Origin of the sequence: Marinobacter sp. M1C (assembly GCF_023314135.1) — a bacterium.
Lineage (GTDB): Bacteria > Pseudomonadota > Gammaproteobacteria > Pseudomonadales > Oleiphilaceae > Marinobacter.
Genome location: NZ_CP092289.1, coordinates 4,168,165 through 4,193,421 on the forward strand (window position 1 = coordinate 4,168,165; position 25,257 = coordinate 4,193,421).

The 25,257-nt window shown below is 56.1% G+C and carries 29 protein-coding genes; 17 read left to right on the forward strand and 12 right to left on the reverse strand.

The window, feature by feature from the left end; translation table 11 throughout:
- Positions 1-5: 5 nt before the first annotated feature.
- Positions 6-1,490 (reverse strand): malate dehydrogenase (quinone), encoded by a 1,485-nt coding sequence (gene mqo / locus MIH19_RS19625; protein ID WP_249006459.1) that lies wholly within the window; start codon positions 1,488-1,490, stop codon positions 6-8.
- 299 nt (positions 1,491-1,789) lie between these two features.
- Between mqo and MIH19_RS19630 the strand changes: the two genes are divergently transcribed.
- Entirely contained in the window at positions 1,790-2,770 is a 981-nt protein-coding gene (locus tag MIH19_RS19630) for a calcium/sodium antiporter (RefSeq protein WP_249006460.1), read from the forward strand.
- Here MIH19_RS19630 and msrB read toward each other — a convergent pair.
- The 4 genes from msrB to MIH19_RS19650 form a co-directional block, all read right to left on the reverse strand.
- Entirely contained in the window at positions 2,767-3,198 is a 432-nt protein-coding gene (gene msrB, locus MIH19_RS19635; RefSeq protein WP_249006461.1) for a peptide-methionine (R)-S-oxide reductase MsrB, read from the reverse strand. The genes MIH19_RS19630 and msrB overlap by 4 nt on opposite strands.
- Positions 3,199-3,209: 11 nt before the next feature.
- Positions 3,210-3,872: a peptide-methionine (S)-S-oxide reductase MsrA gene (msrA, locus tag MIH19_RS19640; RefSeq protein WP_249006462.1), complete on the reverse strand. Its 663-nt coding sequence runs from the start codon at positions 3,870-3,872 to the stop codon at positions 3,210-3,212.
- Positions 3,873-4,050: 178 nt separating this feature from the next.
- A complete protein-coding gene (locus tag MIH19_RS19645) occupies positions 4,051-5,430 on the reverse strand; it encodes a class II fumarate hydratase (RefSeq protein ID WP_249006463.1) in 1,380 nt (459 codons plus the stop codon).
- Positions 5,431-5,552: 122 nt separating this feature from the next.
- Positions 5,553-6,956, reverse strand: a complete 1,404-nt coding sequence (locus tag MIH19_RS19650; RefSeq protein ID WP_249006464.1) for a WS/DGAT domain-containing protein — start codon at positions 6,954-6,956, stop codon at positions 5,553-5,555.
- Positions 6,957-7,187: 231 nt separating this feature from the next.
- Here MIH19_RS19650 and MIH19_RS19655 point away from each other — a divergent pair, with 231 nt between their 5' ends.
- Complete coding sequence (locus MIH19_RS19655) at positions 7,188-8,108, forward strand: alpha/beta hydrolase (RefSeq protein ID WP_249006465.1); 921 nt, start codon at positions 7,188-7,190, stop codon at positions 8,106-8,108.
- 94 nt (positions 8,109-8,202) lie between these two features.
- Positions 8,203-8,952, forward strand: coding sequence for a hypothetical protein (locus tag MIH19_RS19660; protein WP_249006466.1), 750 nt, complete (start codon positions 8,203-8,205; stop codon positions 8,950-8,952).
- Between the two features lie 19 nt (positions 8,953-8,971).
- On the opposite strand, the gene MIH19_RS19665 is transcribed toward MIH19_RS19660, so the two are convergent.
- On the reverse strand, positions 8,972-9,250 hold the full coding sequence (locus MIH19_RS19665) for a polyhydroxyalkanoic acid system family protein (RefSeq protein ID WP_249006467.1): 279 nt from the start codon (positions 9,248-9,250) through the stop codon (positions 8,972-8,974).
- 113 nt (positions 9,251-9,363) lie between these two features.
- On the opposite strand from MIH19_RS19665, the gene ubiE reads away from it, so the two are divergent.
- The 9 genes from ubiE to MIH19_RS19710 all read left to right on the forward strand — a co-directional run bounded on the left by ubiE (position 9,364) and on the right by MIH19_RS19710 (position 15,676).
- On the forward strand, positions 9,364-10,155 hold the full coding sequence (gene ubiE / locus MIH19_RS19670; RefSeq protein ID WP_249006468.1) for a bifunctional demethylmenaquinone methyltransferase/2-methoxy-6-polyprenyl-1,4-benzoquinol methylase UbiE: 792 nt from the start codon (positions 9,364-9,366) through the stop codon (positions 10,153-10,155).
- Complete coding sequence (locus tag MIH19_RS19675; protein WP_249006469.1) at positions 10,155-10,844, forward strand: SCP2 sterol-binding domain-containing protein; 690 nt, start codon at positions 10,155-10,157, stop codon at positions 10,842-10,844. The genes ubiE and MIH19_RS19675 overlap by 1 nt, the downstream gene beginning before the upstream one ends.
- A complete protein-coding gene (ubiB, locus tag MIH19_RS19680) occupies positions 10,841-12,484 on the forward strand; it encodes a ubiquinone biosynthesis regulatory protein kinase UbiB (RefSeq protein ID WP_249006470.1) in 1,644 nt (547 codons plus the stop codon). Before MIH19_RS19675 ends, ubiB begins: the two co-directional genes overlap by 4 nt.
- 21 nt (positions 12,485-12,505) lie before the next feature.
- Positions 12,506-12,949, forward strand: a complete 444-nt coding sequence (gene hisI, locus MIH19_RS19685) for a phosphoribosyl-AMP cyclohydrolase (protein ID WP_249006471.1) — start codon at positions 12,506-12,508, stop codon at positions 12,947-12,949.
- Complete coding sequence (locus MIH19_RS19690) at positions 12,942-13,271, forward strand: phosphoribosyl-ATP diphosphatase (protein ID WP_249006472.1); 330 nt, start codon at positions 12,942-12,944, stop codon at positions 13,269-13,271. The genes hisI and MIH19_RS19690 overlap by 8 nt, the downstream gene beginning before the upstream one ends.
- 86 nt (positions 13,272-13,357) lie before the next feature.
- On the forward strand, positions 13,358-13,600 hold the full coding sequence (tatA, locus tag MIH19_RS19695; RefSeq protein WP_048387892.1) for a twin-arginine translocase TatA/TatE family subunit: 243 nt from the start codon (positions 13,358-13,360) through the stop codon (positions 13,598-13,600).
- Between the two features lie 71 nt (positions 13,601-13,671).
- Entirely contained in the window at positions 13,672-14,175 is a 504-nt protein-coding gene (gene tatB / locus MIH19_RS19700) for a Sec-independent protein translocase protein TatB (RefSeq protein WP_249006473.1), read from the forward strand.
- Complete coding sequence (gene tatC / locus MIH19_RS19705) at positions 14,172-14,960, forward strand: twin-arginine translocase subunit TatC (RefSeq protein ID WP_249006474.1); 789 nt, start codon at positions 14,172-14,174, stop codon at positions 14,958-14,960. Before tatB ends, tatC begins: the two co-directional genes overlap by 4 nt.
- Positions 14,957-15,676, forward strand: a complete 720-nt coding sequence (locus tag MIH19_RS19710; protein ID WP_249006475.1) for a 16S rRNA (uracil(1498)-N(3))-methyltransferase — start codon at positions 14,957-14,959, stop codon at positions 15,674-15,676. Before tatC ends, MIH19_RS19710 begins: the two co-directional genes overlap by 4 nt.
- A gap of 6 nt (positions 15,677-15,682) precedes the next feature.
- Here the strand turns inward: MIH19_RS19710 and MIH19_RS19715 are convergent, their stop codons facing one another.
- The 5 genes from MIH19_RS19715 to MIH19_RS19735 are packed head-to-tail and all read right to left on the reverse strand — an operon-like array spanning position 15,683 to position 21,151.
- A complete protein-coding gene (locus tag MIH19_RS19715) occupies positions 15,683-16,612 on the reverse strand; it encodes a DUF808 domain-containing protein (protein WP_249006476.1) in 930 nt (309 codons plus the stop codon).
- 23 nt (positions 16,613-16,635) lie between these two features.
- A complete protein-coding gene (locus MIH19_RS19720) occupies positions 16,636-17,904 on the reverse strand; it encodes a UbiH/UbiF/VisC/COQ6 family ubiquinone biosynthesis hydroxylase (RefSeq protein ID WP_249006477.1) in 1,269 nt (422 codons plus the stop codon).
- Positions 17,897-19,183: a 2-octaprenyl-6-methoxyphenyl hydroxylase gene (gene ubiH, locus MIH19_RS19725; protein ID WP_249006478.1), complete on the reverse strand. Its 1,287-nt coding sequence runs from the start codon at positions 19,181-19,183 to the stop codon at positions 17,897-17,899. The genes MIH19_RS19720 and ubiH overlap by 8 nt, the downstream gene beginning before the upstream one ends.
- Before the next feature lie 2 nt (positions 19,184-19,185).
- Positions 19,186-20,505, reverse strand: a complete 1,320-nt coding sequence (gene pepP, locus MIH19_RS19730) for a Xaa-Pro aminopeptidase (protein WP_249006479.1) — start codon at positions 20,503-20,505, stop codon at positions 19,186-19,188.
- A gap of 37 nt (positions 20,506-20,542) precedes the next feature.
- On the reverse strand, positions 20,543-21,151 hold the full coding sequence (locus MIH19_RS19735; RefSeq protein ID WP_249006480.1) for a UPF0149 family protein: 609 nt from the start codon (positions 21,149-21,151) through the stop codon (positions 20,543-20,545).
- Positions 21,152-21,302: 151 nt separating this feature from the next.
- On the opposite strand from MIH19_RS19735, the gene MIH19_RS19740 reads away from it, so the two are divergent.
- Complete coding sequence (locus MIH19_RS19740) at positions 21,303-21,872, forward strand: DUF2796 domain-containing protein (protein ID WP_249006481.1); 570 nt, start codon at positions 21,303-21,305, stop codon at positions 21,870-21,872.
- Between the two features lie 57 nt (positions 21,873-21,929).
- Here MIH19_RS19740 and MIH19_RS19745 read toward each other — a convergent pair whose 3' ends face one another.
- Entirely contained in the window at positions 21,930-22,457 is a 528-nt protein-coding gene (locus MIH19_RS19745; RefSeq protein WP_249006482.1) for a DUF3299 domain-containing protein, read from the reverse strand.
- A gap of 68 nt (positions 22,458-22,525) precedes the next feature.
- Here MIH19_RS19745 and MIH19_RS19750 point away from each other — a divergent pair, with 68 nt between their 5' ends.
- The 4 genes from MIH19_RS19750 to MIH19_RS19765 all read left to right on the forward strand — a co-directional run bounded on the left by MIH19_RS19750 (position 22,526) and on the right by MIH19_RS19765 (position 25,173).
- Positions 22,526-23,305, forward strand: a complete 780-nt coding sequence (locus MIH19_RS19750; RefSeq protein ID WP_249006483.1) for an ATP-binding cassette domain-containing protein — start codon at positions 22,526-22,528, stop codon at positions 23,303-23,305.
- Complete coding sequence (locus tag MIH19_RS19755) at positions 23,290-24,588, forward strand: ABC transporter permease (RefSeq protein ID WP_249006484.1); 1,299 nt, start codon at positions 23,290-23,292, stop codon at positions 24,586-24,588. Before MIH19_RS19750 ends, MIH19_RS19755 begins: the two co-directional genes overlap by 16 nt.
- 100 nt (positions 24,589-24,688) lie before the next feature.
- Positions 24,689-24,895: a TIGR02449 family protein gene (locus MIH19_RS19760; protein WP_249006485.1), complete on the forward strand. Its 207-nt coding sequence runs from the start codon at positions 24,689-24,691 to the stop codon at positions 24,893-24,895.
- Positions 24,895-25,173 carry a cell division protein ZapA gene (locus MIH19_RS19765; RefSeq protein WP_249006486.1) on the forward strand — a complete coding sequence of 93 codons (279 nt, stop codon included), beginning with the start codon at positions 24,895-24,897 and terminating at the stop codon, positions 25,171-25,173. The genes MIH19_RS19760 and MIH19_RS19765 overlap by 1 nt, the downstream gene beginning before the upstream one ends.
- The last annotated feature ends 84 nt before the right edge of the window (positions 25,174-25,257 follow it).

A 25,257-nucleotide genomic window follows, 5' to 3' on the forward strand; every position in this document is an offset into this window, starting at 1 on the left:
CCGCGTCACGGTTTGAGCTTGAGGGTGGTGAGCGTACGCTCACGCACTTTTAACAGCAGCTCTTCGTTTTCTACCAGAGACTGGCCGTAGGATGGTACCAAAACTTTCATCCGCGCCTGCCACTCCGGGGTTTTCATTTTCTCGGGGAAGCAGCGTTGCAATACGTCGAGCATGGCGTTTGCTGCCGTTGAGGCGCCAGGCGAGGCTCCCAGCATCGCGGCCAGCGTGCCGTCTTTGGCAGCGACTATTTCGGTACCAAACTCCAGTTTGCCACCGCCGTCTTTGGCTTTTTTGATGATCTGCACCCGTTGGCCTGCGTCCTGCAGGTGCCAGTCGCCCTCGCGCGCATCCGGGAAGAAATTCCGCAGTGCGTCTACCCGGTCGCTGTGGGACTGAAACACTTCGCCAATCAGATAGCGGGTCAGGTCCATGTTGGACTTGCTCACCGACAGCATGGGGCGCAAGTTCGACGAGCGCACCGAGCTGATCAGGTCAAACACCGAACCCTGCTTCAGGAAGCGGGTGGTAAAGCCGGCAAAGGGTCCAAACAACAGGGCCGGCTCGCCGTTAATTATGCGGGTATCCAGGTGTGGCACCGACATGGGCGGCGCACCCATCGGCGCTTTACCGTAAACCTTGGAATGATGCTGCTGCACCACTTCCGGCCGGTCACACACCAACCACTGGCCGCTCACCGGAAAACCGCCGTAACCTTCGGCTTCATCAATCCCTGATTTCTGCAACAGGGGCAAAGCGCCGCCACCCGCACCCAGGAACACAAAGCCGGCTTCCAGCTTGGTTTGCTCACCGGTTTCCTGATTTTTTACCCTTATTTTCCAGCGCCCGTTATCGCGTTGGTCAATATAGTGCACCGGGCTGTTCAGCATTAGCTCGAAACCGGGCTGGCTTTCCAGGTGCGTTACGATACTGCGGGTCAAGGAGCCGAAATCTACATCGGCACCGTGCTTTATCCGGGTAGCAGCAACGCGCTGCATGGGGTCGCGGTGTTTAACGATCAGCGGCATCCACTCGGCCAGGTCTTCGGGCGACTCGCTGTATTCCATTTCACGAAACAGGTGGTGCGCACTCAGGCGTTCAAAGCGGCGTTTAAGAAAGGCGACGTCTTTTTCGCCCCAGACAAAGCTCTGGTGCGGGGTACGGTTTATGAATTTTTTCGGATCGGGCAATATGCCCTGCTCAACTAGGTAGGACCAGAACTGCAGCGTTACTTCGAATTGGGCGTTTATCTGCAAAGCCCGGTCGATGGTCACATCGCCCTCGTCGGTTTCGGGGGTGTAATTCAGCTCGCAGTAGCCGGCGTGACCGGTACCTGCGTTATTCCAGCCATCGGTGCTTTCGTGGGCAATATGGTCCAGACGCTCCACCAGAACGATGTCTATGGTTGGGTCTAGCTGCTTCAGTATCATGCCGAGGGTAGCGCTCATCACGCCCCCACCGACCAGCACTACGTCTGCCTGTCTTACGGCCATTGGTTTTTCACCCTAGCGAGTATTGAGCTTGTGTGCTCTTTCACGATCAGCAAAAGAGCCTGTCGGAAATCAGCCAGATGGAGATAATAATGCTGGCCACTGTTTCCTGAATACGATGTGACAATTATCCCGGCTTTCGGAGCACTATTAAATTGTAATAGGCAACGGTTGCGCGTCATGTGAAGACTCGCGTGGCCCCGGGATTCTGTCTCCGTTGTAATTGATTTTCCCGCCTTTGCCAGACAATATCTCCGCAACTTTAGTCTCACACCCCCCGATTTGGTAAAGAGGTAGCACGTATGTTACTGGCGGTAGGCGCAATCATTGCCGGCTTGATTCTTCTGGTGTGGAGCGCCGACAAGTTTGTCGACGGGGCCGCAGCCGCCGCTAAGCATTGGGGCATGCCCACTTTGCTGATCGGCATGGTGATTATCGGCTTTGGCACATCCGCCCCCGAGCTGGCTGTTTCTGCTATAGCGGCGATGGAAGGCAACTCCGGCCTGGCCCTGGGCAACGGTTACGGCTCCAACATTACCAACATAGCGCTGATTGTTGGCTTAACAGCCATCATTGCGCCCATTACCGTACATTCGCAAATTATCCGCAAGGAACTGCCCCTGCTTGTCGGCCTTACCCTGATCGCCGGTTATCAGCTAATTGACGGCGAACTGTCGCGCACCGACGGTTGGGTTTTGCTGACGGTTTTCGCAGCGGTGATGGGCTGGTTCATATTCCAGGGTCTGCGCAATAAAGATGACTCTATTGAAGCTGGCATAGAGGAAAGCGCGCTGGCCCACCCTATGCCGCTGAGAAACGCAGTTTTCTGGCTGATTGCGGGTTTGGTGCTGCTGGTCGCCAGTTCCCGCATGCTGGTGTGGGGCGCGGTTTACGTCGCCCAAAGCCTAGGCATCAGCGATCTTGTTATTGGCCTGACCGTTGTCGCCGTTGGCACGTCTCTGCCGGAGCTGGCTTCAGCCTTGGCCGCAGTGCGTAAAAATGAGCACGATCTGATTTTGGGCAACATTCTGGGTTCGGGTATTTTCAACACCTTAGCCGTGGTTGGCCTTGCCGCGACCATCAACCCATTGCAGGTGGACCCCGAGGTCCTCTATCGCGACTGGTCACTGATGCTGGCGCTGACCGTTGGGCTACTGCTGATGGGCTTTGGCTTTGCCGGCCGCAGCCGCATCATCAGTCGGTTAGACGGTGGTATTCTCTTGCTGGTCTACGTGGCGTACACCGGCTTCCTGTTAACCACCATGATACCCGCCACCGGTTAATCGCCGGCGTTTTCCTTGAACACAAGGGCCACCGAGTTCAGGCAGTAACGCTGACCGGTGGGCGCCGGGCCGTCGGGAAAAACGTGACCCAGATGGCTGTCACAGCGCGGGCAGCGCACTTCTGTACGACGCATACCCAGTGTGTCATCTTCGATATAATGAATGTGTTGCGGATCGAATGGCTGAAAAAAGCTGGGCCAACCGGTACCCGAATCAAACTTGGAGTTAGAGCTAAACAGCGGCAAGTCACACAACCGGCATTCGTAAACACCCTGCTTTTTGTTGTCCAGCAGCGTGCCGCAAAACGGAGGCTCGGTACCATGGTCTAACAATATTCGGCGCTCGTCGGCGCTCAAGCCAACGGCTTGCTCTTCAATCTGTTCCGCTGTTAGCGGCGTCAAATCGTATCCTGCTGCAGATTCGGCCAAAATAGTGCTCCTTACGCTTTATTCGAGTGGTCATCGGTAGATCTAGACGTTACGCCCGGCTTTAACCGATCGCTATATTGATCAACCAGTTTCTGCACTTTAGGTGCAGCAACCGCCATGATATAGGGCTGACCCGGGTTGCGAGCGGCGAAATTCTGGTGATCTGCTTCTGCAACGTAGAAGGTTTCCAGAGGCTCCAGTTCAGTCACCACAGCGGAATGGAACACGCCTGCCTGGTTCAACTGTTCAATGTAAGCTTGCGCGACCTGACGCTGCTGCGCCGACTGATAAAAAATCGCCGAGCGATACTGAGTGCCAATATCGTTACCCTGGCGGTTACGCTGGGTGGGGTCGTGAGCTACCGAAAAGAATATTTTCAGCAAGCTGCCCAACGACACCTGGGCCGGGTCGTATTCAATCTTAATCACTTCGGCGTGGCCAGTCGTACCGGTGCACACAGCCTGATAATTAGCGCTGTCAGCAGATCCGCCAGCGTAGCCGGATTCAACCGAGTGCACACCGTTCATGGCAATAATTACCGCCTCCACGCACCAAAAACAGCCACCCGCAAGCACGATCTGCCCGCTGTCCTGGTCTGCAGGAAGATCCTGCTCTGGATCCGGAAACCGGCTGCGCGGCACGGTCATGCCGGGGACGCTACAGGATGTTGTCATTACTACCTCCGCAAATACGCTTGTTTGTGTAACTATTGTTCGTTCAATCTGATCACGCGGACCACTATTATCTCGTCTGGAGTGCCCCGTCTGGAGTGTCCCGCCTCGAGTACCCCGTCTGGTTCTTCGGACTCTCAGAATCTCAGTAGGTTCACGAATTAGCCATAATGGACACTCGCTATCCTGCCAGCCCGCCGCGGGTCAGTTTTAACGGGTCCATAAGTTGCTCAAGCCGCTCGCGGCTGAGACCACTGCGTTCTTCAGCCACATCAATGACCGGGCGGCCACTGGCGTAGGCTTCTTTAGCAATTTCAGACGCCAGGTTGTAACCAATTTCGGGGTTTAACGCCGTCACCAGCACAGGATTACGGCCAACACCTGTGTTTAGATGCTCTGCATTGACGGTAAAGCCTTTTAGCGCTTTGTCACCCAGCAGACTGCTGGCATTGCTTAACAGGCCAATCATCTCCAGCAGATTGGCACCTACCAACGGTAACATCACGTTGAGCTGGAAATTACCAGATTGCCCGGCGTAAGCGATAGAGGCATCAAGTCCCATAATCTGGGCGCCTACCATAGCCACAGACTCGGGGATCACCGGGTTCACTTTGCCTGGCATAATGCTGCTGCCTGGCTGAAGTACCGGAAGGCTGATTTCTGACAGCCCGTGAATGGGGCCGCTGTTCATCCAGCGCAAATCGTTGGCGATTTTTGTCAGCACAATGCCAAGCCCACGCAGCTGCGCCGACAGCGCCACCGGCGCATCCACCGCGCTCTGTGCCACAAACTTATGGGTTAGTGGCGTGAAGCCAAAACCGGTATTGGCTTTCAGACAACGGGTAAACTCAGGCGCAAATTCGCTGACGGCGTTAATACCGGTGCCTACAGCCGTGCCGCCCTGGGGCAACGCCAGGAGTTCATCTGCTGCACATTCGATGCGTGCCTGCGTCGCTTTCAACTGCTCGCGCCAAGTACGCAGTTCCTGGCCCAAGGTTACCGGCATCGCGTCCATCAGGTGGGTTCTGCCGGTTTTTACCTGCCCGCCATACAAGGCTTCGCGTTCGTACAGAACGCCTTGTAAATGGGTCAGCGCCGGCACCAGGTTCTGATGAATCGCTATCACTGCGCTGATATGGATGGCCGACGGGATGACATCGTTAGAGCTCTGGCTCATATTCACGTGGTCGTTGGGATGAACCACCACACCACTGAGCTGGGCCAGTGCCGCGATCACCTCGTTAACGTTCATGTTGGTGCTGGTGCCAGAGCCGGTCTGGTAGCGATCTACCGGAAACTGATCATAATAATCACCGGCCAACAGCTGGTCACAGGCCAGCACAATGGCGTCGCGAATCGGGCCATTGAGCAAAGCCAGGCTGGCATTGGCTTCTGCCGCGGCTTTTTTTATCTGCACCACGGCGGCAATAAACGCCGGCGGCATGGGTTGCCCGCTAACCGGGAAGTTCTCGATGGCGCGTTGGGTTTGTGCACCCCAAAGTGCGCTTGCCGGCACCCGGACTTCACCAAGGCTGTCGCTTTCTACCCGTTCGTTGCTCATGGCATCTCCTTGAAGCATTTATGGTCTCTGCCGCACACTTGAGGATGTGAGATCCTGGGGCGCCGATCCTAATACTGTAGACACTCAGCAGGTTTTTTGACAATGCGCGACGTTATGGGAGCTCAATTATCCAAATGGCTGACAAGCGCTTGATTCAAAGCCACCATACAATCGCTCTGAAAGCGCTGCACATCCAGGTTGGCAGAATGGTCGGCAACCACTGTCAGTCGCAGCTGACCGGCGTAGCGGCAAGCGGTCACGCTGACTCCCGCATCGGCAATTTGCGGGCTCCAGGCCACCAGTTCGTCAATCCGACAACCCGCCAAATAGCGAACCACTCCGGCACCGTCGAAGCTGGCGAGTGCTGCACTTGGGCGAGCGGAAAAAGGCCATAGTGGCGTCTGTTTTATCATTTCAGGCAAAAAACCGCTGCAGGCGGTCAGGCCCCAGGTTAACAACGGCTGCAGGCTGTCGCGAAGGCGGCGAGCCTCCTGTTTTATGCGATACACCCGTTCCACAAAACTGTCGCCGTCTATTGGCAGCAACAACCGTTCACTGCCACTGCCATTACCCGGCTCAGACAGCGCTGGCCTTAAACTGGCGGGCAGTTGGGAACGAACATCCACTGGTAGCAACAGGTTAATCTGGGCCTGTTCCAGCGCCTGCGGGCTCAGCCCGAGCTGCGCCTGCAAAGCCGCCGTTATACAGGCCGCCAACACGTCGCGGCTGCTAACGCGCAGCGTCTGGGCCGCCGCTTGTAAACGCGCATCGGGAATCGCCGCAGACCAACAGCACTGGCGCTGGCCGGTTAATGGCCTGCTCAGGTTGCTGGGACTGTCGTCTGGCTGGGCCAAGTAACTGCCTAACTGGCCCGCTAGCTCAAGCGCCGTGGCAGCGCTTGACCTAAAAGTGACCGGCAGCTGCCCAGCAGCAGCCGTCTGTACCGCGTCGTTTTCGGGCGAAGGGCCCTCGGCACCAAAAACACGCTCACTCAGCCAATTTTTAGCGCACTGCAGCCAGCGTTCAAGGTCTGCCGGGTGCGCTGCGCCGTAAAGTACCGGGTGTTGCTGCGGCGACGCGGTGAACAATTGTTCCAGCAGTTGCGCCAACGAGGCGCTATCGGCGTAACAATGGTGTATCCGCATGAGCAACAACCCACCACCAACGGCGTTGGGCGCCAACCAGAATTTCCATAATGGCCGGTAAATGGGCAGCGGCTGGCTAACTACGGTGTTTATCCAAGGCTGCTGCTGGGGTGCCGTAAAACGATCCAGCACAATATCCAGATGCTGACGCACATCAAAATCGGCACTTTCCTGCCAGCGCCAATAGCCAGCATAAGGTTCCGGGCGAAAGCGAAAACGCTCCCAGGCACCCCAGTAAACATGCAGGAATTCTCGCAGACGAGCAGCTGTCAGCCCCTGAACACGAAGCAATACGGTGGTAACCAGCGGGTTTTCCGGCCGTTCGGCAGCCAGCCAGCCTGCGTCGGCAGGCAACATCAAATGCAAAGCTTGCTGGCTCAAAATCCGCTGCCTTTTGTATAGGATGAGCTAAGTTGCGGTAATCTCGCCGAATCCTGGGGATGAGAATAAGGCGATATTGTGCCAGACATCCAGCGGCGCCTCCAGAGCCTGCTTATACCCGGCGCAGGGTAAAAGTGTTGCGCACGGCTTTACCAGCAGGCTTATAATAAGCACAGAGCCAAGCCACCGTGCTGTCAATGTGGGCGCTCGCTATAACGATCAGGAGAGATTATGCAGGCAAGCCATATTCGAAAACTGATCAAACCTATCGAAAACGCTTACGCCGAGATGTTTTCGGGCCAAGTATTTTCTATCGGCGAAGGTGCGATTTCTGTGCGCAATCACAGTGGCCCGGCCGAGAACACAGTGGTGTGTATACACGGTTTTATGGAAAACCACTGCTATTTTACCCAAGCCTATAACGCCCCCACCACCGAACTGATCCTGATTACCTGCAGCAAATACCACGTGCCCGTTAGCGGCGTTGTGCCGCAAACGCCCGACTGGGCGGTGGACATCAAGCATCTGGCCGGCACCATCGAATACGATGCATGCATACTCAACCAGGCCATGCGCAACCTTATCGGCAGCAGCAATGTGCGCATTCACGGCCACTCCCGCGGTGCTGCAGTGGCACTGGAAGCTATCCGCCAATGGCCGGAGCTTTACCGCGATATAGAACTCGTACTGGAGGCCCCGATACTGCCCCAGGGCCGCGTTCACCCGCTGATGCTGGCGTTACTGGAGCCGCTCAGCCCCAGTATGTGGCCATGGATTGTCCGCCTGTTGAACAGCACTCCCAATTCGGCTTACAACCAGACATTTTTTGGCAAAATGAACCGGCGCAAGAAAAAACTGCTCAGCAAACTGTTCCACGCCACCAAAGATCACCTGACCATTGTGCGCAATATCGACAATCTTCTGGCCTGGATGGAGCGCACCGACACCAGCGTTTACCAACACGTCACACGCGGGATTGTGCTGATTCCAGCCACTGACCGGGTGCTCGACCGCAACGCCATGCTGGCCAGTGCCCGCAAGGGTGGCGAAAACTTGAAGATTGTGGAAACCACGGCGCCCAGTCACTTTATCATTCTGGACGACAAAAAATGGATACCCGAGTTAGCGCAGATTGCGACTGCTGACGCCTGACACCGTCAATAGCTATTGATGTCACTTCAGCACAGTTCAGGCTACTCGGTTACAATGCCGCCCCCGATTCAACCGCTTAGCCGGAGCCTTTTGCATGTATCGCCAGCGCCTGGTTGAAACCGCCGTTCACAGCGATAACGCCCGTCAGTTGCAGCATTGGCTACTGGCCTATCATGACTTTCGTCAGGGCCACCGCCATCATCCGCTGCAACAGCAAAGCGCTCAGGTGGCGAGCTGGCAGGCTGCTCGGCTAAAACAGACTCACCAAGATTTATACCAGAACCCGGGTTATCACCAGGGGCTGGAGTTTTTGCTGACGGATTTGTACGCGCCCGTCGGAATGAGCCACCGCGACGACAATATCGATCGGGTTTTTCCAAAAATGGTGAAGTGGCTGCCAGACCACCAGTTACGAACCCTGGCCAGACTCGTAGAGCTCAACCTGCTGACCCAGCAATTGGACCATAATCTGGCAAGCGCGCTGCATAGCCATCAAATAAATGCCGAGGCGTTGGCAGTAAAAGACTACTGCCTAGCCTACCGTTACGCCAATGACCAACCCCAGCGACTGCGCCAGATTGAACTGATCGCCGATGTGGGCCATCGCCTCGACCGCTACGTGCGCAACCGAACACTGGGCTGGCTACTGTCGATGGGCCGCGGACCGGCGGAGATGGCCAACCTGCAGGATTTGCACAGTTTTCTGCACCGCGGCTACAGCGCGTTCCGGTGTATGGATGACGTCGGCAAGCTGATTGACCGGCTAGTGCGGCGTGAACAGCACATTATGGACAACATCTTGGCCGGTCAATCGCAGCCCTTTGAACTGCCCGCCTCGCTTTAATGCGAGCCGCTTTACTTCTTCAAACGCGAATAATCTGATCTAACTGGGATTCGATTTCCTGTGCAATCCGGCCCTTCATAGGCCGCAACAGCAGTCCCAGCTCCAAGTAGACGTGCAAGTCGCCGTGATTAATCGTGAGCTGGCCTTGCACTCCGCTGCGCTTGAACTTCATAACATCGCCGTCCCACGCGTAATTCACATCAAAACGGCTGGACAGGTCGGCGGCCAGGGTCTCAGCTGCTTCGCGGGCGTGCTGTTTGTCCATGGTGTGAGTGCGGTGAATATCAATAACGGACATAAATCAGTTTTCTCTCGCGAAATGAAGGGTTTTATAGTGTAAGGCGGTATTAAACTTGTAGCCAACCCCGCAGGCGTTAGAATACGGGATTCAGATTCTGACAGGACAGTTCCATGAGCGATCAGCAAACGCCAGCCAGCACCGCGACACCGGATAAGCCACAAGATGACGTTACCCATTTTGGTTTTCGCGATGTACCAAAAAGCCAGAAGGCCGGCCAGGTAGCCGAGGTTTTTCACAGCGTGGCCAGCAAATACGACCTCATGAACGATTTGATGTCGATGGGTGTTCATCGTCTTTGGAAACGCTTCACCATTGAGCTCTCCGGCGTGCGCCCGGGGCACCAGGTACTGGACATCGCAGGCGGTACCGGCGACCTGACCATGAAATTTTCAGATTTGGTCGGGCCCAGTGGCAAAGTGGTGCTGGCTGACATCAACGCCTCCATGTTGAAAGTCGGTCGCAGCCGTCTGGCAGACCGCGGCTACGTTGGCAACATTGAATACGTGCAGGCCGATGCTGAACATTTGCCATTTCCGGACAACAGCTTCAACGCCGTATCCATCGCCTTTGGCCTGCGCAACGTGACCGACAAAGACCAGGCCCTGAGGGACATGGCTCGGGTACTAAAGCCCGGCGGCAAACTGATGGTGCTGGAATTTTCCAAACCCACCAACCCGCTCCTGAGCAAAGCCTATGACACATACTCATTCACCGCTTTGCCGTTTATGGGCAAGTTGATTGCCGGCGACAGCGAGAGCTACAAATACCTGGCGGAATCCATCCGTATGCATCCAGATCAAGACACTCTCAAAGCGATGATGGAAACCGCCGGCTTCGCCAACTGCAAATACCACAATATGACCGGTGGTATTGTGGCCCTGCACGTGGGAATCAAACCCTGATGTTCCCTGGCCCTACCCTGCTCAGCGCAGCCAGCGCCATTGTTGAAACGGCGCTGAACCAAGCCCTGGAGTTTGACCCGGCCGGCCGCAAGGCGTTGTTGGCAGCGCTGACAGCCCCGGTGCAGTTTAACCTGACTGTGCCCGTCGCATTAACACTTACCCTGACCCAAGGCGCCAAAGGGGTGTTGGTGGGCAGCCAGCCGGCCACTCAGCCGGGGCTGGTGATTGGTGGGCCGGCTATGGCATTTTACGCCATGGCCAGCGGCGACACAGGCGCCATTCAAGACGGCCGTTTGAGCATCAGCGGCGACACCGCTTTGGCGCATCAGTTTCAGCGTGCTATTGAACAATTAAGTCCAGATTGGGAAGCGGCCATGGCCCGCCACCTGGGCGATGTGCCCGCGCATTTTCTGGCCAAACGCTTGCGCAACAGCGTGAAGTGGAGCCGTGATGCACGACACAGCATGGCCAGCAATCTGGAAGAGTACCTGCACGAAGAAACCGGCGCCTTACCCGGCCGCCGCGAGCTTGAGGCCAGCTTTCAGGATATAGATGCCCTGAGCCTTCGGGTTGAGCGCCTGGCCGCCCGTGTGGGGTTCCTGCCTCAGAGCCAGCCGGCTTCTCATTCCTCTCACCCGGCTGAACCGCCTGAACCACCTAAGCCGTCTGAAAAGCAGGAGAATTCGTGAGCCGTCTGCAACGCCTGTTTCGGATAGTTTGGGTATTCTGCCGCTACCGACTGGATATTTTTCTGCCCCTGACCGAGCTGCCGCCAGTGCTGAAAGTCATTTTCATACTGGCCCCCTGGCATCTCTTCCCGCAACCCAAGCTCGACCGCGGTGACCGTTTGCGCATCGCCCTGGAAGAGCTGGGGCCGGTGTTTGTCAAATTCGGCCAGATACTGTCTACCCGGCGCGACTTGCTGCCAGACGACATGGCCGACTCGCTGAAAACCTTGCAAGACAAAGTCCCACCGTTTCCAAGTGATAGCGCCCGTGAAATTATAGAGCGCGCGCTGGGCGCCCCGGTCACCGAGCTGTTTGCCGAATTCAGCGCAGATCCCATGGCGTCTGCGTCGGTGGCTCAGGTGCATGCAGCCACGCTGAAAAACGGCCAGCAAGTGGTGGTGAAAGTGCTGCGTCCGGGCATTGAAAAAACCATCCGTCAAGACCTCAGCCTGATGTACCTGATGGCCGGCCTGCTTGAAAAATACTGGGTAGAAGGCAAACGTCTGCATCCGTTGGAAGTGGTGGCTGACTACGACGCCACCATTCACGACGAACTTGACCTGCAGCGTGAAGCCGCCAACGCCAGTCAGCTGCGGCGTAATTTCGACAACTCACCGTTGATCTACATTCCCTTTATCGACTGGGACTTCACCCGCAAGCAGGTACTGGTCATGGAGCGTATTCACGGCGTGCCCATTGCGGATGTTGCTACGCTGAACGCCGCCGGCGTGAATATGAAAGTGCTGGCCGAAAAAGGCGTGGAAATCTTTTTCACCCAAGTGTTCCGCGACAGTTTTTTTCACGCGGACATGCACCCCGGCAACATTTTTGTGGATATCTCCAACCCTGCCGACCCCCAGTACATCGCCATTGATTTTGGCATTGTCGGCACCCTGTCCCCAGACGATCAAAGCTATCTGGCCCGCAACCTGTTGGCGTTTTTTCGCCGCGATTACCGCCAGGTGGCGCAGTTGCACATTCAAAGCGGATGGGTGCCACCGGAAACCCGGGTGAACGAATTTGAATCGGCTATTCGCACCGTGTGCGAACCGATTTTCGAACGCCCACTGAAAGAAATTTCCTTTGGCCACTTTCTGCTGCGCCTGTTTCAGACCGCCCGCCGCTTCAATATGGAAGTGCAGCCTCAGCTGGTGCTGCTGCAAAAAACTCTGCTGAATGTGGAGGGTCTTGGCCGCCAGCTTTATCCGGATCTGGACCTGTGGAGCACCGCGCAACCGTACCTGGAACAATGGATGCGCAAGCGGATTGGGCCATCTGGCTTTTTGAAAACCCTGCAAACTCATTTTCCGGCCTGGCTGGAACAGTCTCCGGAAATGCCGCAGCTGATTCACGATGCGTTATTGCAGCTACGAGGCGCGGGCCCCACCGAACAGCAAAATCGCGATACTCTGGCGCTATTGAAAGAACAGCAGTTGCGCAGCGAACGGCGTTGGCGCCGGGGCTTTATAGCGGCGTTACTAGCCGCAGCTGCGGTTACGGCCAGCCATCCACCCAGCCAACAATGGCTCAGCGGCTTGCCGGTGTGGAGCTGGATACTGTTTATTGCCGCTGGCGCGCTGGTATTGCGCGGCAGCCGTTAACCCGCTTTCAGGACTGAACCCATGAAGCAAACACCTGCCACTGAATGCCAGCCCGCCTGGCTTGACGCTATCCGCTGGACGACAGACGGTCTGGTACCCGCCATCGCTCAGGATGCCGACAACGGCGACATACTGATGATGGCCTGGATGAACGCCGAATCGCTGCAGCTTACCGTTACCGAAGGCCAGGCCGTGTATTGGTCACGGTCCCGCGGTAAACTCTGGCGCAAGGGCGAAAGTTCGGGCCATCAGCAGGTGATAAGGGACATCCGCCTGGACTGCGACGCCGACGTAATTTTGCTGAAGGTCGAACAAAAAGGCGGCATTGCCTGTCACACGGGTAGGCGCAGTTGCTTTTACCAATCACTGCAACACGGCCAATGGCAAAGCGTAGAGCCGGTACTGAAAGACCCAAGCACCATTTACAACACAGCACAAAGTGCCCAGGAGCCGAAAGATGAGTGACGTATTGCAACAACTGGCGCAGGTGCTGGAAGCCCGCAAGAACGCCGATCCTGAAAGCTCTTATGTGGCCAGCTTACACGCCAAAGGGCTGAACAAAATATTGGAAAAAGTTGGTGAGGAATGCACTGAAACCCTGCTAGCCGCCAAAGACGCCGAGCACAGCGGAAACACCGACGAGCTGATTGCCGAAACCGCAGACTTGTGGTTCCACACTCTGGTAATGTTGTCGCGTCTGAATGTTGGGCCTGATGATGTCATTAACGAACTGGCACGGCGATTCGACCTGTCGGGCCTGGAAGAAAAAGCGTCGCGCCAGGAATAGGGGTATCTACCTCACAAGAGGTTTTTTACAGTGCCACCAGTGGCGTATAATAGTGGCCACTGCCAACATTTGAACGAGGATTCACCATGGGCATCAGTATTTGGCAACTTCTTATCGTACTCGGCATTGTTATTTTGCTGTTCGGAACTAAAAAACTGCGCAATATCGGTACCGATCTTGGCGGCGCCATTCGTGGTTTTAAAAAGTCCATGACCGATGACGATGGTAAAACCGACACCTCCAATCCGGATAATCTGGAGGAGAAAGACAGCGCACAGTTTCAGCAGTCCGCTGCGGACGACAAAACCCGGGACAAAACCCAAAGCTGAGAGTTCTCTTAAGAATTCTCTGGAGAGTTCGGTTGAAAGTGCGATGGAGAGTGCGATGGAGAGTTCGCTAAATGTTTGATATCGGCTTTCTTGAGCTACTGATCTGCGGCGTTATTGCTCTGCTGGTGCTGGGGCCTGAGCGCTTGCCCTCGGCTGCGCGCGCTGCCGGGCGCTGGATAGGGTCTGCGCGTCGTATGATGGGCCAATTTACCTCAGAGCTTGACCGTGAGCTAAAGGCCGAAGAACTTCGCCAAGAACTGCGCAAGGCTGGCGATGTGGGCCTGGAAGATGTTCAAAAAACCGTCCGTGATGCCCTGAATGAAGCTAAGAAATACGAAAACATGGTCAAACCGGCGCAGAACCAGCTGGATCAGGCCAACCGCAACGTAACGTCCGCGCTGTCTGAACTGTGGGACGAAGATGGAACACCTACCATCGCAAAACCCGCCGACAGCTCGCCGGAAAAGGCGTTAGATGGAACTCCCGATACAGCGTCAAATGCGGCGCCAGAAAGCCCGGTTGATCTTAACAAACCTTCCCCCAGCTCTGGGGATGCTTCGGATACGCGTTCATGACAGAACAGACCGGGGCAGGTAACCACGTGCCCGACCAGCCTGAAATGCCGCTGATTGAACATCTACTGGAATTGCGTAACCGCCTGCTGAAAATGGTACTGGCGGTGGTGGTGTGTTTCGCCTTTATTTACCCGTTTGCCAACGAACTTTACCTTTGGTTGTCTGAACCTATCCGCAGCCTGCTGCCGATAGGCCAGAGCATGATTGCCACCGATGTTACCTCTCCGTTTTTTGCCCCTCTGAAGTTGGCTCTGGTGCTGGCAGTGTTTGCCGCCATCCCGGTCATTCTGTACCAGCTTTGGAGCTTTATTGCCCCGGGCCTTTACGCCCATGAGAAAAAAATAGCCTTTCCACTGCTTTTTTCGTCAGTATTGCTGTTCTATCTGGGCGCTGCGTTTGCCTACTACGTGGTGTTTCCACTGGTTTTCGGCTTCTTTACCTCGGTTGGCCCTGAGAGCATTGTGGAACTGCCAGACATCACCAGCTACCTGAATTTTGTGTTGAAAATGTTCTTCGCCTTTGGCGTGGCGTTCGAGATTCCAATTGCCACCATTCTGCTGATTATTACCGGCATCACCACGCCGGATGACTTAGCTGCGAAACGTCCTTATGTGGTGGTAGGTTGCTTTGTGATAGGTATGCTACTGACCCCACCGGACATTATCTCGCAAACTTTGCTGGCGCTGCCCATGTGGATTCTGTTTGAGGTCGGCATCCTGTTCGGCCGGCTGATGAAACGCAAAGTTGTGGGTACCAGCGAGGAAAAAGAGCTCGGCAGCGAATGAATCTGGCCCTGCTGTTCACCGCAGATTTCATCTCTGCAGATACTGTGCGCTTGAGCGACCGCCGCCTGGAGCATTTACGCCGCATTCGTAAAATCGCCGTGGGCGATAGCGTGCCGGTGGGCCAAGTGAACGGCAATATCGGCGTGGGCCGGGTTACCAGCCTGACCGAGCACTACGCCGAACTTCACATCAGCCTTGACCAAGCCCCGCCAACACCTCTGCCGCTTACACTGATGTTGGCCATGCCGCGGCCAAAAATGTTCCGTCGCACTCTACAAACCTGCGCTACTCTGGGCGTAAAAGAACTGTGGCTGATGAACAGCTACAAAGTGGAAAAGAGCTTTTGGCAAACCCCATGGCTGCAAGAGCCGGCATTGCATGACAACTTGGTGTTGGGGCTGGAGCAAGCTCGCGACACATTGATGCCAAAAGTGCACATTCGCAAACTGTTCAAGCCCTTTGTGGAAGACGAGTTACCGGCGCTTCTGGCCGGCAAACAAGCACTGGTGGCACATCCCGGCAGTGCACAGCCTTGCCCTCTGCACCTGCCAGGCCCGGCGGCCCTTTGCATTGGCCCCGAAGGCGGCTTCACCGATTACGAAGTGGATAAACTGCAGCAGGCAGGGTGCCAGGCTGTACATCTGGGCCAACGCATACTGCGGGTAGAAACCGCCGTACCGGTGCTGGTCAGCCGGTTGTTTGACGGGTGCGTGTAAGCGTGCCTAACCCTCAGCTTTGCTGAGTTTCCGGTTTTTAAATTTTTTCAGCAATGGCGTTAGTACCGCCACCAGCAGCAATCCTGCGACCAAACCGAATAGGCCGTTGGCCAGTATCGGCAATACTGCGCTGGCCATCTCTCCCAGGCCTTCAGCAAAGCTCTCAATGCCGTGGCCGATGGCGGAAAAACCATGGGTAAGTATGCCACCGCCCACCAGAAACATGGCAATGGTGCCGAGTACCGACAGGGTTTTCATCATATAGGGCGCAAACCACAAAATACCGTGGCCCAGTTTTTGCGCCAGGGCGCTGTCTTTTTTCGTCAGGTACAGGCCGCCATCGTCCAGTTTTACAATACCCGCCACCAGACCGTAAACACCCACGGTAATCATAAACGCCACCACTGACAGCACAGCGAACTGCATGCCGATGGGCTGTTGAGTCACTGTGCCAAGGGTAATAGCGATGATTTCTGCTGACAGAATAAAGTCGGTGCGGATGGCGCCCTTTATTTTGTCTTTTTCCACTTGTTTCAGGTCGGCTTGCGGATTTTTCAGAGCTTCTTTCAGGTCTTTTTTATGCTGGTCGTGTTCGGCTTTGTGCAAAAACCGGTGCACCAGTTTTTCCGCGCCCTCGTAACACAGAAACGCACCGCCGAGCATCAGCAAGGGGGTTACCAACCAAGGCACAAAAAAGCTGATGGCCACCGCCGCAGGCACCAGAATCGCCTTGTTCAGCAGCGACCCTTTCGCCACCGCCCACACCACCGGCAATTCCCGCGAGGGTTTTACGCCGGCAACCTGTTGCGCGTTCAGCGCCAAATCATCCCCCAGCACGCCGGCGGTCTTTTTGGTGGCAGCCTTGGTCATCAACGATATGTCGTCAAGAATGGTAGCAATGTCATCAATCAGTGCAAATAGGCTGCTTCCGGCCATGGATTATTCTCTGTTTAAAAGGTTTAGTCCTTTAGCCCCATGGCTTCAGCGGCCAGCCGGTTTTTCAGGGGCGCCAACTGGTTAAGCCAATTCATACCCTGATTGCGCAGCCACCGTAACGGCAGTTCGTCGCGGCCAAACAGCTGCTTCAAACCTTCCATGGCTGCCATCATGGCCAAATTTTCCGATTTTCGGCGGCGCTGGTAGCGCCCAAGCACCAAAGCATCGCCGGGGTTCAAGTCCAGCTTGCGGGCACGTTTTAATTCCTCCAGCAATACCGCCACGTCGCCATAACCCAGATTGGCACCCTGGCCCGCCAGCGGATGAATACTGTGCGCGGCGTCGCCCACCAGCGCAAAGCCTGGCGCTGTGTAATCCATGGCGTGGCGCTGGCGCAGAGGAAACGCAAAGCGACGGGAAATCGCTTCAATCGAATCCGCCGGCAGTTCTATGGCACGCGCCAGTTCAGCGTTGAAAGCGACGTCATCCAGCGCCATCAGGCGCCGGGCTTCCAGCGTGTCTTGAGACCACACAATCGAACAAAAATGTTCGTCGCCGTTGTCAGCCTGCAACGGCAGCAATGCCAGCGGGCCAGTGCAGGAGAAACTTTGCCGCGCGGTATAATGGTGCAGCTGCTTGCTACGCACCGTGGCCACAATGGCCTGTTGATCATAATCCCATTCGCGGGTAGGTAAACCTACTAACTGACGCAACTGTGATTGCGCGCCATCTGCCGCTACCACCAATCGCGCCCGCAGCTGTTGGCCATCTTCCAGGCGAATACCGGGAGCATCTCCACCCTCTCCACCCTCTCCATTCGGCCCGTTCGCCAGCCAGCCAGCAACTTTGGCGCCACTTATAATGGTCGCCGGGCTGGCCTCCAGAGCATTAAACAGGGCCCGCACAATATGGCGGTTTTCGACAATCGTGCCCAGCGCTTCGGCGCGCATCTCTGCGGCATCGAATTCGATGCGCCCAGTGCCTTCGGCGTCCCACACGGTCATCATCTGGTACTGGCAGTGGCGGCCCGCGGCCACTTCTGCCCAAGCACCAAGCCCTTCCAGCAACCGCTGGCTGGCCATGGAGATGGCGCTCACACGCGGCTCGAAATCATCAACACCGGTCGCCGGCTCCGCAGCGGTCTGCAAACTCGCCAGGGGGCTGGCCTCAACCAGAACAATTTGCCAACCCTGTTGCGCCAACCCCAAAGCCAGGGCCGACCCCACCATACCGCCACCAACAATCATAATGTCCGCCACGGCGGGCGTTTGTGAGCTGTGCGCTTCAGTCATGGCTCAGCGCCTTGCTGTTATGAGAACCGGGGCGCTGAATGCGGGCTTTGCGACCGCCAAGACCCATGGCGCTGCCTGCAAACCAGCGTTTTGCCGCAGGCAGTAAGTCTAAACCCATTAAACCGGCATCTCTGGCCGCCGCGAGCGGTGGCATTGGCGAGCCAAAAATCTGAATCAGGGAGTCGGAAAAACCAGCGGTTTGCACGCGGTCGCTCTGGTGTAATTGCTGGTAACGCTGCAATACCGCAAGTTCGCCGGGGTTGCTGCCTTGCTCACTGGCCAGGCGGAATTGCTCGACCAACGTCATCAATCCGCGCAAGGCCAGATTAAAACCTTGGCCCGCCACCGGGTGCAAACTGTGAGCAGCATTGCCCACCAATGCAACGCCCGGGCGCACCGGGTTGTCTACCAGCGTTAGCGCCAGCGGGTAGTGATGGCATTCGCCAATGCGGTTAAAGCGCCCCAGACGCCATCCAAAGCGTTGCTGTAAGCGCGTGCATTTGTCGGCGTCGGCCATGGCCAACACCTCTTCCAGCTCTGAATCCGACAAGGTCCACACCAGCGCTGACTGATGGCTCGCGCGCGTCGGCGAGCCATGGGGCAGCAACGCCATGGGGCCGCTGTCGGTGAAGCGCTCGTAGGCAGCAAACTGATGACTGTCGGCGGTGGTTACGTTAGCAATCAACGCATTCTGGCCGTAGGGCTGGTGCCGAATCTGAAATCCCAAGCGCTCACGCAAATCGGAACGGCCACCGTCGGCGACCACCAGGCAGCGCGCGCTCAGCTCCCTGGCTTCGCCTGCGGTGGTTACCGTCACGCGCACACCGTCACCGCGGCAGGTCATGTCAGTCACCTCCGCCGGCGCTAACCATTGCACCGGCGTTTTTAACAGCTCACGCACCAAACACAGGCCCATCCAGCGGTTATCCACTACGTATCCCAAGGCATCCTGGCGGTATTCTGCTGCGTGCAAGCGGACAGCACCAAAATGACCGCGATCCGATACGTGAATGTGACGTATCGGGGCTGCGTGCTGGGCAAATGCAGGCCACAAACCAAGCTGTTCATAAATCAGCCTGGAACCCCAGGCCAAGGCGGTGGACCGTGCATCATAGCTGGGCTGGTAGCTGCTTGGCTCAGCGTTGCTGGTGAGGGGGAAAGTCTCTGCCACGGTGACACGCAGTTGCGGCACCATGCGTGCCAACGCCAAAGCCAGGGTCGCTCCGGCTAGACCTCCGCCGGCAATCAGGACATCGGTATCCGTATCGTTTACCGCCACGCTCAGCCCGCCATCAATGCTTCAATTTCGTCAATTGTTTTTGGCACGCCGTTGGTCAGCACGCGGCAGCCGTCTTTGGTGACCACCACATCGTCTTCAATGCGAATACCAATTCCGCGCCAGCGCTCATCCACGTCGGTGTTATTCGGTGACACGTACAGCCCGGGTTCCACCGTCATGACCATGCCCGGCTCTAACTGACGCCAGGCATCACCCACCTTGTAATCACCCACATCGTGCACGTCCAACCCTAACCAATGGCCGGTGCGATGCATGAAAAACGGCTTGAAGGTTTCATTGGCAATGGCGTCATCAACAGGCCCCGCAATCAGGCCCAGATCAATCAGGCCCTGGGTAAGCACATTCAAAGCCGCTTCGTGGGGCTGATTCCAGTGATTGCCGGGGCGCACGGCATCAATCGCAGCGTACTGGGCATTCAACACCACCTCATAAAGCGCTTTTTGCGGCTTGCTGAACCGACCGCTCACCGGAAACGTGCGAGTAATATCAGAGGCATAGCATTCCAGTTCGCAGCCGGCATCGATCAATACCAGATCACCGTTGTTCAGGGGCTCGCTGTTTTCGATGTAATGCAGAATACAGCCGTTCACGCCGCCACCCACAATAGATGGATACGCCGTCTCGCGGGTGCCGTGCTGGCGAAACGTATGAATCAGTTCGGCTTCGAGGTGGTATTCATTCAGCCCCTCGCGGGCGAGTTTCATGGCGTTGCAGTGGGCCTGGGCTGAGATTTCGCCGGCCTTGGCCATCACTTTGATTTCATTCGCGCTTTTATAAAGGCGCAAATCGTGCAAAAGATGCTCCACGGCCGCAAATTCACCGGGAGGACGGGCACCGGTGCGCACTTTGCTGCGAATCACTTTTACCCAGTCCATCACACGTGTGTCAAAACCACGGTCTTTTCCCAGCGGGTAATAAATGCGGCTGCGGCCCTCAATCAAGCCCGGCAGGATGTCGTCGATGTCACCAATCGGGAAAGCGTCGTCCACGCCGTAACGCTCAACGGCACCTTCCTGGCCCACTAAAAAGCCGTCCCACTGTTCTTTCAACGGGTCGCGCTCTTTGCAGAACAACACCGATTCACCATGAGCGCGCCCGGGAATCAACACCAGCACCGACTCAGGCTCACCAAAGCCGGTTAAATAATGAAAGTCGCTGTCTTGGCGAAACGGGTGCAAAACGTCGCGATTGCGCACGCGTTCTGGCGCCGAAGGCAGAATGGCAATGCTATCCGGCGCCATGTGGTCCATCAGCTTGCGGCGGCGTTCAGCAAATTCCTTTACAGGTAACATCGACGTCATACAGTCTCCAACCAGCTTTAATGAATCTTAATGAGTCCTAATGAAGAGTAGGGGGCGTCTTGGCCGGTTGCTCCGGCTCGTTAAACTCGGTAAACACGGCCAGCGCACCCAACCTGACATATTCGGTAATTTCTACCAGCTGCTGATCGTTTTCTTCGCTCGCGTCTTCTTCGTCAGACAGCTGGCTGATCGCGACCATATCTTCCATCAACTCGCGGATTTCTTCCGGCGCCTCGCCAAGTGACTCACCCGCCGCCAGTGCCATACCCGCCAGGAAGCCGCGCACCCACGAAATTAACGATTCCAACCTTTGGTCAAGCGCATAATCATCATCTGGCAGCAGGGGCTGAAAGCTCATATCCATACTGCTCAGCTGCGCCAGGGCCTGTTGGTAAATTCCCGCGGCGAACACCCTAAGCTCCGGCGACTCTTCCAGTGCTGTCGAAGCCAGGCCGATATGTTCGCACACCACAGCGGCACACTCATCTTCTTGCATACGCCCACCGGCGGCGAAACGACCACAGAGCACGCCGTGTAACTCAGACGGGTGGCTAAACGCTTTGTGTGCCAAAAACACATTGGCCCAGCGCTCGAATTCCGCAGAAATCTCGATATTTGGAGCAGCGGAAGCATCGGATAAAGACATGAAAAAACCCTGATAGATGAATAATAAAGATTGCCGTTATCCTAGCATTGCAGCGCCTGCATGGCACTTTCTGTTCTTTCGTTACACTTGCTATTGCTTTTTCATCGCGCCCGGTTAAATATGTTATAACATAACTTTATAGGAGCCACTCATGACACCCCGCACCCCACTGAAATCCATTAACTCTCTTAATGTCGCCATTAGCCTATGTTTGTGCGCACTGGCCACCACCAGCACCGCCAATGAACAGCAACCCCACCAACACGGCCATGCCCAGCTGCAGATGGCGGTGGAAAACAACAGCATTGACCTGATCCTCACCAGCCCTGCCCACAACCTGCTGGGATTCGAGTATCAACCCCGTACTCAACAACAAAAAAAGACTCTGGAAAACGCCCGCCAGTGGCTAACAACCCAGGCAATGGTCACGCCCGACGCTGGCAACTGCACCGTGAAATCCGCCAGCATGGATTTCAGCGCAAAAGCAGCTGAACAAGATCACCACGACCACGAAGAATCACACAACGAGGCAAACAACGAACACGCCAACATTGAAGTCAGCCAGGTACTCGATTGCGCGGGCGCAGATTTCAGCGGCGGATTCGCAACCCCACTGATGGGCCAATTTCCGGAAATACAGGATTTAAACGTGGAATGGGTCACCAATAGCGGCCAAGGCAGCACAAAGCTAAGCGCACCCAACGATCAGCTCAGGCTCTAGAGATACAAAACGGCAATTTCAAGCAGCTTGATCTGAGATTAAAATACGAGCCAGCTCTCAGGGCTCATAAGGATAAACCGACTCCACCGCCATGGAATAAGACGAAGTCCCGATCACATTCTCGGTACGGTCAATCAAAATCGTACCCTCAACCCAGACCGGGTCGTAGAGCGCAGTCAGCTTGAAGCCTTTTTTGTACTTCATATGGATAAGCTGATTGGGCGGCGGCGGTGGCACATGAATACAGGCACCAAAATAAGGCACCAGGAAAAACTCCAGAATGCGCATATCCTCTGTCGTCTTCAGCGGCACAACGAAACCCGGAATACGGCCCCGGGTGTTGGCCATGGCCGTTACCACGCGCCCGGTCATAATTTCGTCTGGAAGCAAGGGCGGGCCTTCGCCATCGTGCACAATTTCCGGCATGCTCTCTAGCAATGCCAGATCTTCCGCCGGCATCAAATCCAACCAATCAATCTCCGGTAGCTCCGCGTGCGCCAAAGGTAAAAACACCATCAGCAGCAACCCCAAGGGCAACGCAAAACAGTGCCGAACACGACTCACTCTATGCAACTTATTCACCATGTATTCGTTTAACCCCGCCAAACCGTGGAGTGAAAAGCGTTATCATACACCCGCCAGAACCAATCACCATGACCAAAACGACAGCCGACATGATCACCCCAGACTCTGACAGCGCAGGCAATCCGCTTTCCCTGCCCTCTCTACCTTCTCTACAAACCCACGAGCTAAGCTTTCGCTGGCAGTCGCGCCAGCCTGCCCTGACTTTTCCGGACATTACTCTGAACGCCGGCGATCACCTGTTTTTGCGTGGGGCTAGCGGCAGCGGCAAAAGCACGTTGCTAGGCCTTCTGTCAGGGCTAAACACCGCAGACAGCGGCGAAATCCGCCTGCTGGGGAAATCTATAGGAAGCCTCGCACCCTCGGCACGAGACCGTTTTCGCGCCGACCATATCGGCGTGATTTTTCAGCAATTCAATCTGGTGCCCTATTTGACCGCGCTGGCTAATGTCACCCTGCCCTGCCAGCTATCCCGCGCTCGACGTGATCGCATCGGCTCAGGCGCCAGTCATTCAGACACCCAGGCAGCTATTCACACGCGGGCAATAACACTACTGACAGAGTTATCCATTCCTCAGGAATTGCATAGCCGAAAACCCGCGCAGCTGAGCATTGGTCAGCAACAGCGGGTTGCGGCCGCCCGCGCGTTGATGGGCGCACCGGAGCTGATTCTGGCTGACGAGCCCACCTCGGCGCTGGACAGCAACAATCGGGACCGCTTTATGCAGTTGCTGCTAGAGATGGCACAGCAGAATAAAACCTCGGTGGTATTTGTCAGCCACGACTCCGCCCTGGCACACCATTTTCACCACCAGATTGAACTGGAGCAGCCCTCATGGCTATCCTCATGACCACCCGCATGACAGCCCACCTTGCTCTGACACTCACAAAATCCAGCCTTTGGCACCGCCGGCGGATACTGTTGCTGGTTACCCTCACGCTCACGCTCAGCGTGAGCCTGCTGCTGGGCATCCAGTATGTGCGCAGCGAAATTCGCCAGTCGTTCACCAACACCATCAGCAATACAGATCTGATCATCGGCGCCCGCAGCGGTCAGTTGAACCTTTTGTTATACAGCGTGTTTCACATTGGCGATGCGACGAACAACCTGAGCTGGCAAAGTTATCAAGACCTGAAAGATGACGAACGCTTAAGCTGGCTGATCCCCATTTCCCTGGGTGACAGCTACAACGGCCACCGCGTAGTGGCAACCACCGGCGCCATGTTCGAGCACTTTCGCTATGGCCGCAGCCAGCCGCTGGCACTGCAACGCGGCCAGTGGTTTAACGATCTGTTTGAGGTGGTATTGGGCGCCGATGTAGCCCGGGCTTTCAATCATAACGTTGGCGACCAACTCATTATGGGTCACGGCGGTGGTAGCGTCAGCTTCGCCCGCCACAACAGCACACCGTTTACCGTAAGCGGCGTGCTTGATGCCACAGGCACGCCGGTAGACCAAGCGGTTTATATCAGCCTGGACAGCATGGAAGCCATGCATGTGGGATGGGAGTCTGGCGTTGGCATTCCCGGGCGCACCTTAACCCTGGAGCAGGCCAAACAACGCAATTTTACCCCGTCCAACATTACCGCCGCGTTTGCCGGCGTAGAACGCAAAGTACTGACCTTTCGTATCCAGCGCGACATCAACACCTATGGCAAAGAGCCGCTAACCGCCATACTGCCCGGTGTCGCCCTAAGCGAGCTCTGGCGCCTGTTGGGCCAGTTTGAAAAAGCGCTGCTGGGCATCACCGGCTTTGTGGTTGTGGTATGTCTGATTAGCCTGGCCACGGTGTTGCTAACGTTGCAGGCCCAGCGATCAGCCGAAATCGCCACACTTCGCGCAACCGGCGCCTCTGCGGGTTTGATTGCCAGCCTGTATCTGCTGGAATCATTGGCAATCGCGCTGCTGGCCTGCGTTTTAGCGTTGGCGCTGGGCGCTGCCGGTATAGCCACTGTCAGCCCTTGGTTGCAAGCCAACTACGGCGTCTTGCTCACACTGCGCCCACTGAATCAGGTCGAGTGGGTTCTGCTGGCAGCGGTGCCGGTTGCAGCGCTGGTGATTGGCTTAGTGCCGGCGCTGAGCGCTTGGCGCCGCGGTCGACGGCCTGGTTGGCAAGTACTGGATGACGCCTGAAACCTTTACTCAAAAGGGGATAACAGAGCTGTAAATTGACCGGTATCCCGCGCACACTTATAGTTGTTGATTATTATCACTCATCGAGATCAGGCGCCCCATGGAACAGCCCGAAGTAAAGGTGTTGGCGGACAAGCTGGATCAGCTTCTTGAGCGCTACGGCAAGCTTGAACTGGAAAACCAGGCACTGAAAAACCGCCAGGAAAACTGGATTCGCGAGCGTGCCCAGCTGGCTCACAAGAATGACCTCGCAAAAACCAAACTTGAAGCCATGATAGGCCGCCTGCGGGCACTGGAGCAGCATTAATGTCCACCAAATCGACTGTTGAGGTGAGAATTCTCGACAAGGAATACCTGGTTACCTGCTCCGAGGAGGAACAGGAAGCCTTGTTGCGATCGGCACGACATCTGGACCGTAAAATGCGGGAGATCCGTAACAGCGGTAAGGTGTTTGGAACCGAGCGAATTGCGGTGATGGCGGCGCTGAATATCACCAACGAAATGCTGGAGCGCGACACCATGTCAGAAGGCAGCAGCACCTTGCTAAAGGCCATGGACGACAAGCTAAACGTCGCCCTAAAGTAACAAGAAAATCATATAAAACAGTAACAAGCGACGATTTTTAACGGAATAACCAAGAGCACTTGCAATAAGCCCCCATCTTGACCC

What these genes read in the sequence shown, in the direction of transcription:
- tatA (WP_048387892.1), top strand. Translation starts at nt 13,358, where the DNA reads ATGGGCATCAGTATTTGGCAACTTCTTATCGTACTCGGCATTGTTATT.
- MIH19_RS19660 (WP_249006466.1), top strand. Translation starts at nt 8,203, where the DNA reads ATGTATCGCCAGCGCCTGGTTGAAACCGCCGTTCACAGCGATAACGCC.
- pepP (WP_249006479.1), bottom strand. Translation starts at nt 20,505, where the DNA reads ATGACGTCGATGTTACCTGTAAAGGAATTTGCTGAACGCCGCCGCAAG.
- MIH19_RS19720 (WP_249006477.1), bottom strand. Translation starts at nt 17,904, where the DNA reads ATGACTGAAGCGCACAGCTCACAAACGCCCGCCGTGGCGGACATTATG.
- MIH19_RS19675 (WP_249006469.1), top strand. Translation starts at nt 10,155, where the DNA reads ATGTTCCCTGGCCCTACCCTGCTCAGCGCAGCCAGCGCCATTGTTGAA.
- MIH19_RS19630 (WP_249006460.1), top strand. Translation starts at nt 1,790, where the DNA reads ATGTTACTGGCGGTAGGCGCAATCATTGCCGGCTTGATTCTTCTGGTG.
- MIH19_RS19645 (WP_249006463.1), bottom strand. Translation starts at nt 5,430, where the DNA reads ATGAGCAACGAACGGGTAGAAAGCGACAGCCTTGGTGAAGTCCGGGTG.
- msrA (WP_249006462.1), bottom strand. Translation starts at nt 3,872, where the DNA reads ATGACAACATCCTGTAGCGTCCCCGGCATGACCGTGCCGCGCAGCCGG.
- tatC (WP_249006474.1), top strand. Translation starts at nt 14,172, where the DNA reads ATGACAGAACAGACCGGGGCAGGTAACCACGTGCCCGACCAGCCTGAA.
- MIH19_RS19755 (WP_249006484.1), top strand. Translation starts at nt 23,290, where the DNA reads ATGGCTATCCTCATGACCACCCGCATGACAGCCCACCTTGCTCTGACA.
- MIH19_RS19760 (WP_249006485.1), top strand. Translation starts at nt 24,689, where the DNA reads ATGGAACAGCCCGAAGTAAAGGTGTTGGCGGACAAGCTGGATCAGCTT.
- ubiE (WP_249006468.1), top strand. Translation starts at nt 9,364, where the DNA reads ATGAGCGATCAGCAAACGCCAGCCAGCACCGCGACACCGGATAAGCCA.
- MIH19_RS19765 (WP_249006486.1), top strand. Translation starts at nt 24,895, where the DNA reads ATGTCCACCAAATCGACTGTTGAGGTGAGAATTCTCGACAAGGAATAC.
- MIH19_RS19665 (WP_249006467.1), bottom strand. Translation starts at nt 9,250, where the DNA reads ATGTCCGTTATTGATATTCACCGCACTCACACCATGGACAAACAGCAC.
- hisI (WP_249006471.1), top strand. Translation starts at nt 12,506, where the DNA reads ATGAAGCAAACACCTGCCACTGAATGCCAGCCCGCCTGGCTTGACGCT.
- mqo (WP_249006459.1), bottom strand. Translation starts at nt 1,490, where the DNA reads ATGGCCGTAAGACAGGCAGACGTAGTGCTGGTCGGTGGGGGCGTGATG.
- MIH19_RS19750 (WP_249006483.1), top strand. Translation starts at nt 22,526, where the DNA reads ATGACCAAAACGACAGCCGACATGATCACCCCAGACTCTGACAGCGCA.
- MIH19_RS19715 (WP_249006476.1), bottom strand. Translation starts at nt 16,612, where the DNA reads ATGGCCGGAAGCAGCCTATTTGCACTGATTGATGACATTGCTACCATT.
- MIH19_RS19745 (WP_249006482.1), bottom strand. Translation starts at nt 22,457, where the DNA reads ATGGTGAATAAGTTGCATAGAGTGAGTCGTGTTCGGCACTGTTTTGCG.
- tatB (WP_249006473.1), top strand. Translation starts at nt 13,672, where the DNA reads ATGTTTGATATCGGCTTTCTTGAGCTACTGATCTGCGGCGTTATTGCT.
- MIH19_RS19710 (WP_249006475.1), top strand. Translation starts at nt 14,957, where the DNA reads ATGAATCTGGCCCTGCTGTTCACCGCAGATTTCATCTCTGCAGATACT.
- MIH19_RS19735 (WP_249006480.1), bottom strand. Translation starts at nt 21,151, where the DNA reads ATGTCTTTATCCGATGCTTCCGCTGCTCCAAATATCGAGATTTCTGCG.
- MIH19_RS19740 (WP_249006481.1), top strand. Translation starts at nt 21,303, where the DNA reads ATGACACCCCGCACCCCACTGAAATCCATTAACTCTCTTAATGTCGCC.
- MIH19_RS19690 (WP_249006472.1), top strand. Translation starts at nt 12,942, where the DNA reads ATGAGTGACGTATTGCAACAACTGGCGCAGGTGCTGGAAGCCCGCAAG.
- MIH19_RS19655 (WP_249006465.1), top strand. Translation starts at nt 7,188, where the DNA reads ATGCAGGCAAGCCATATTCGAAAACTGATCAAACCTATCGAAAACGCT.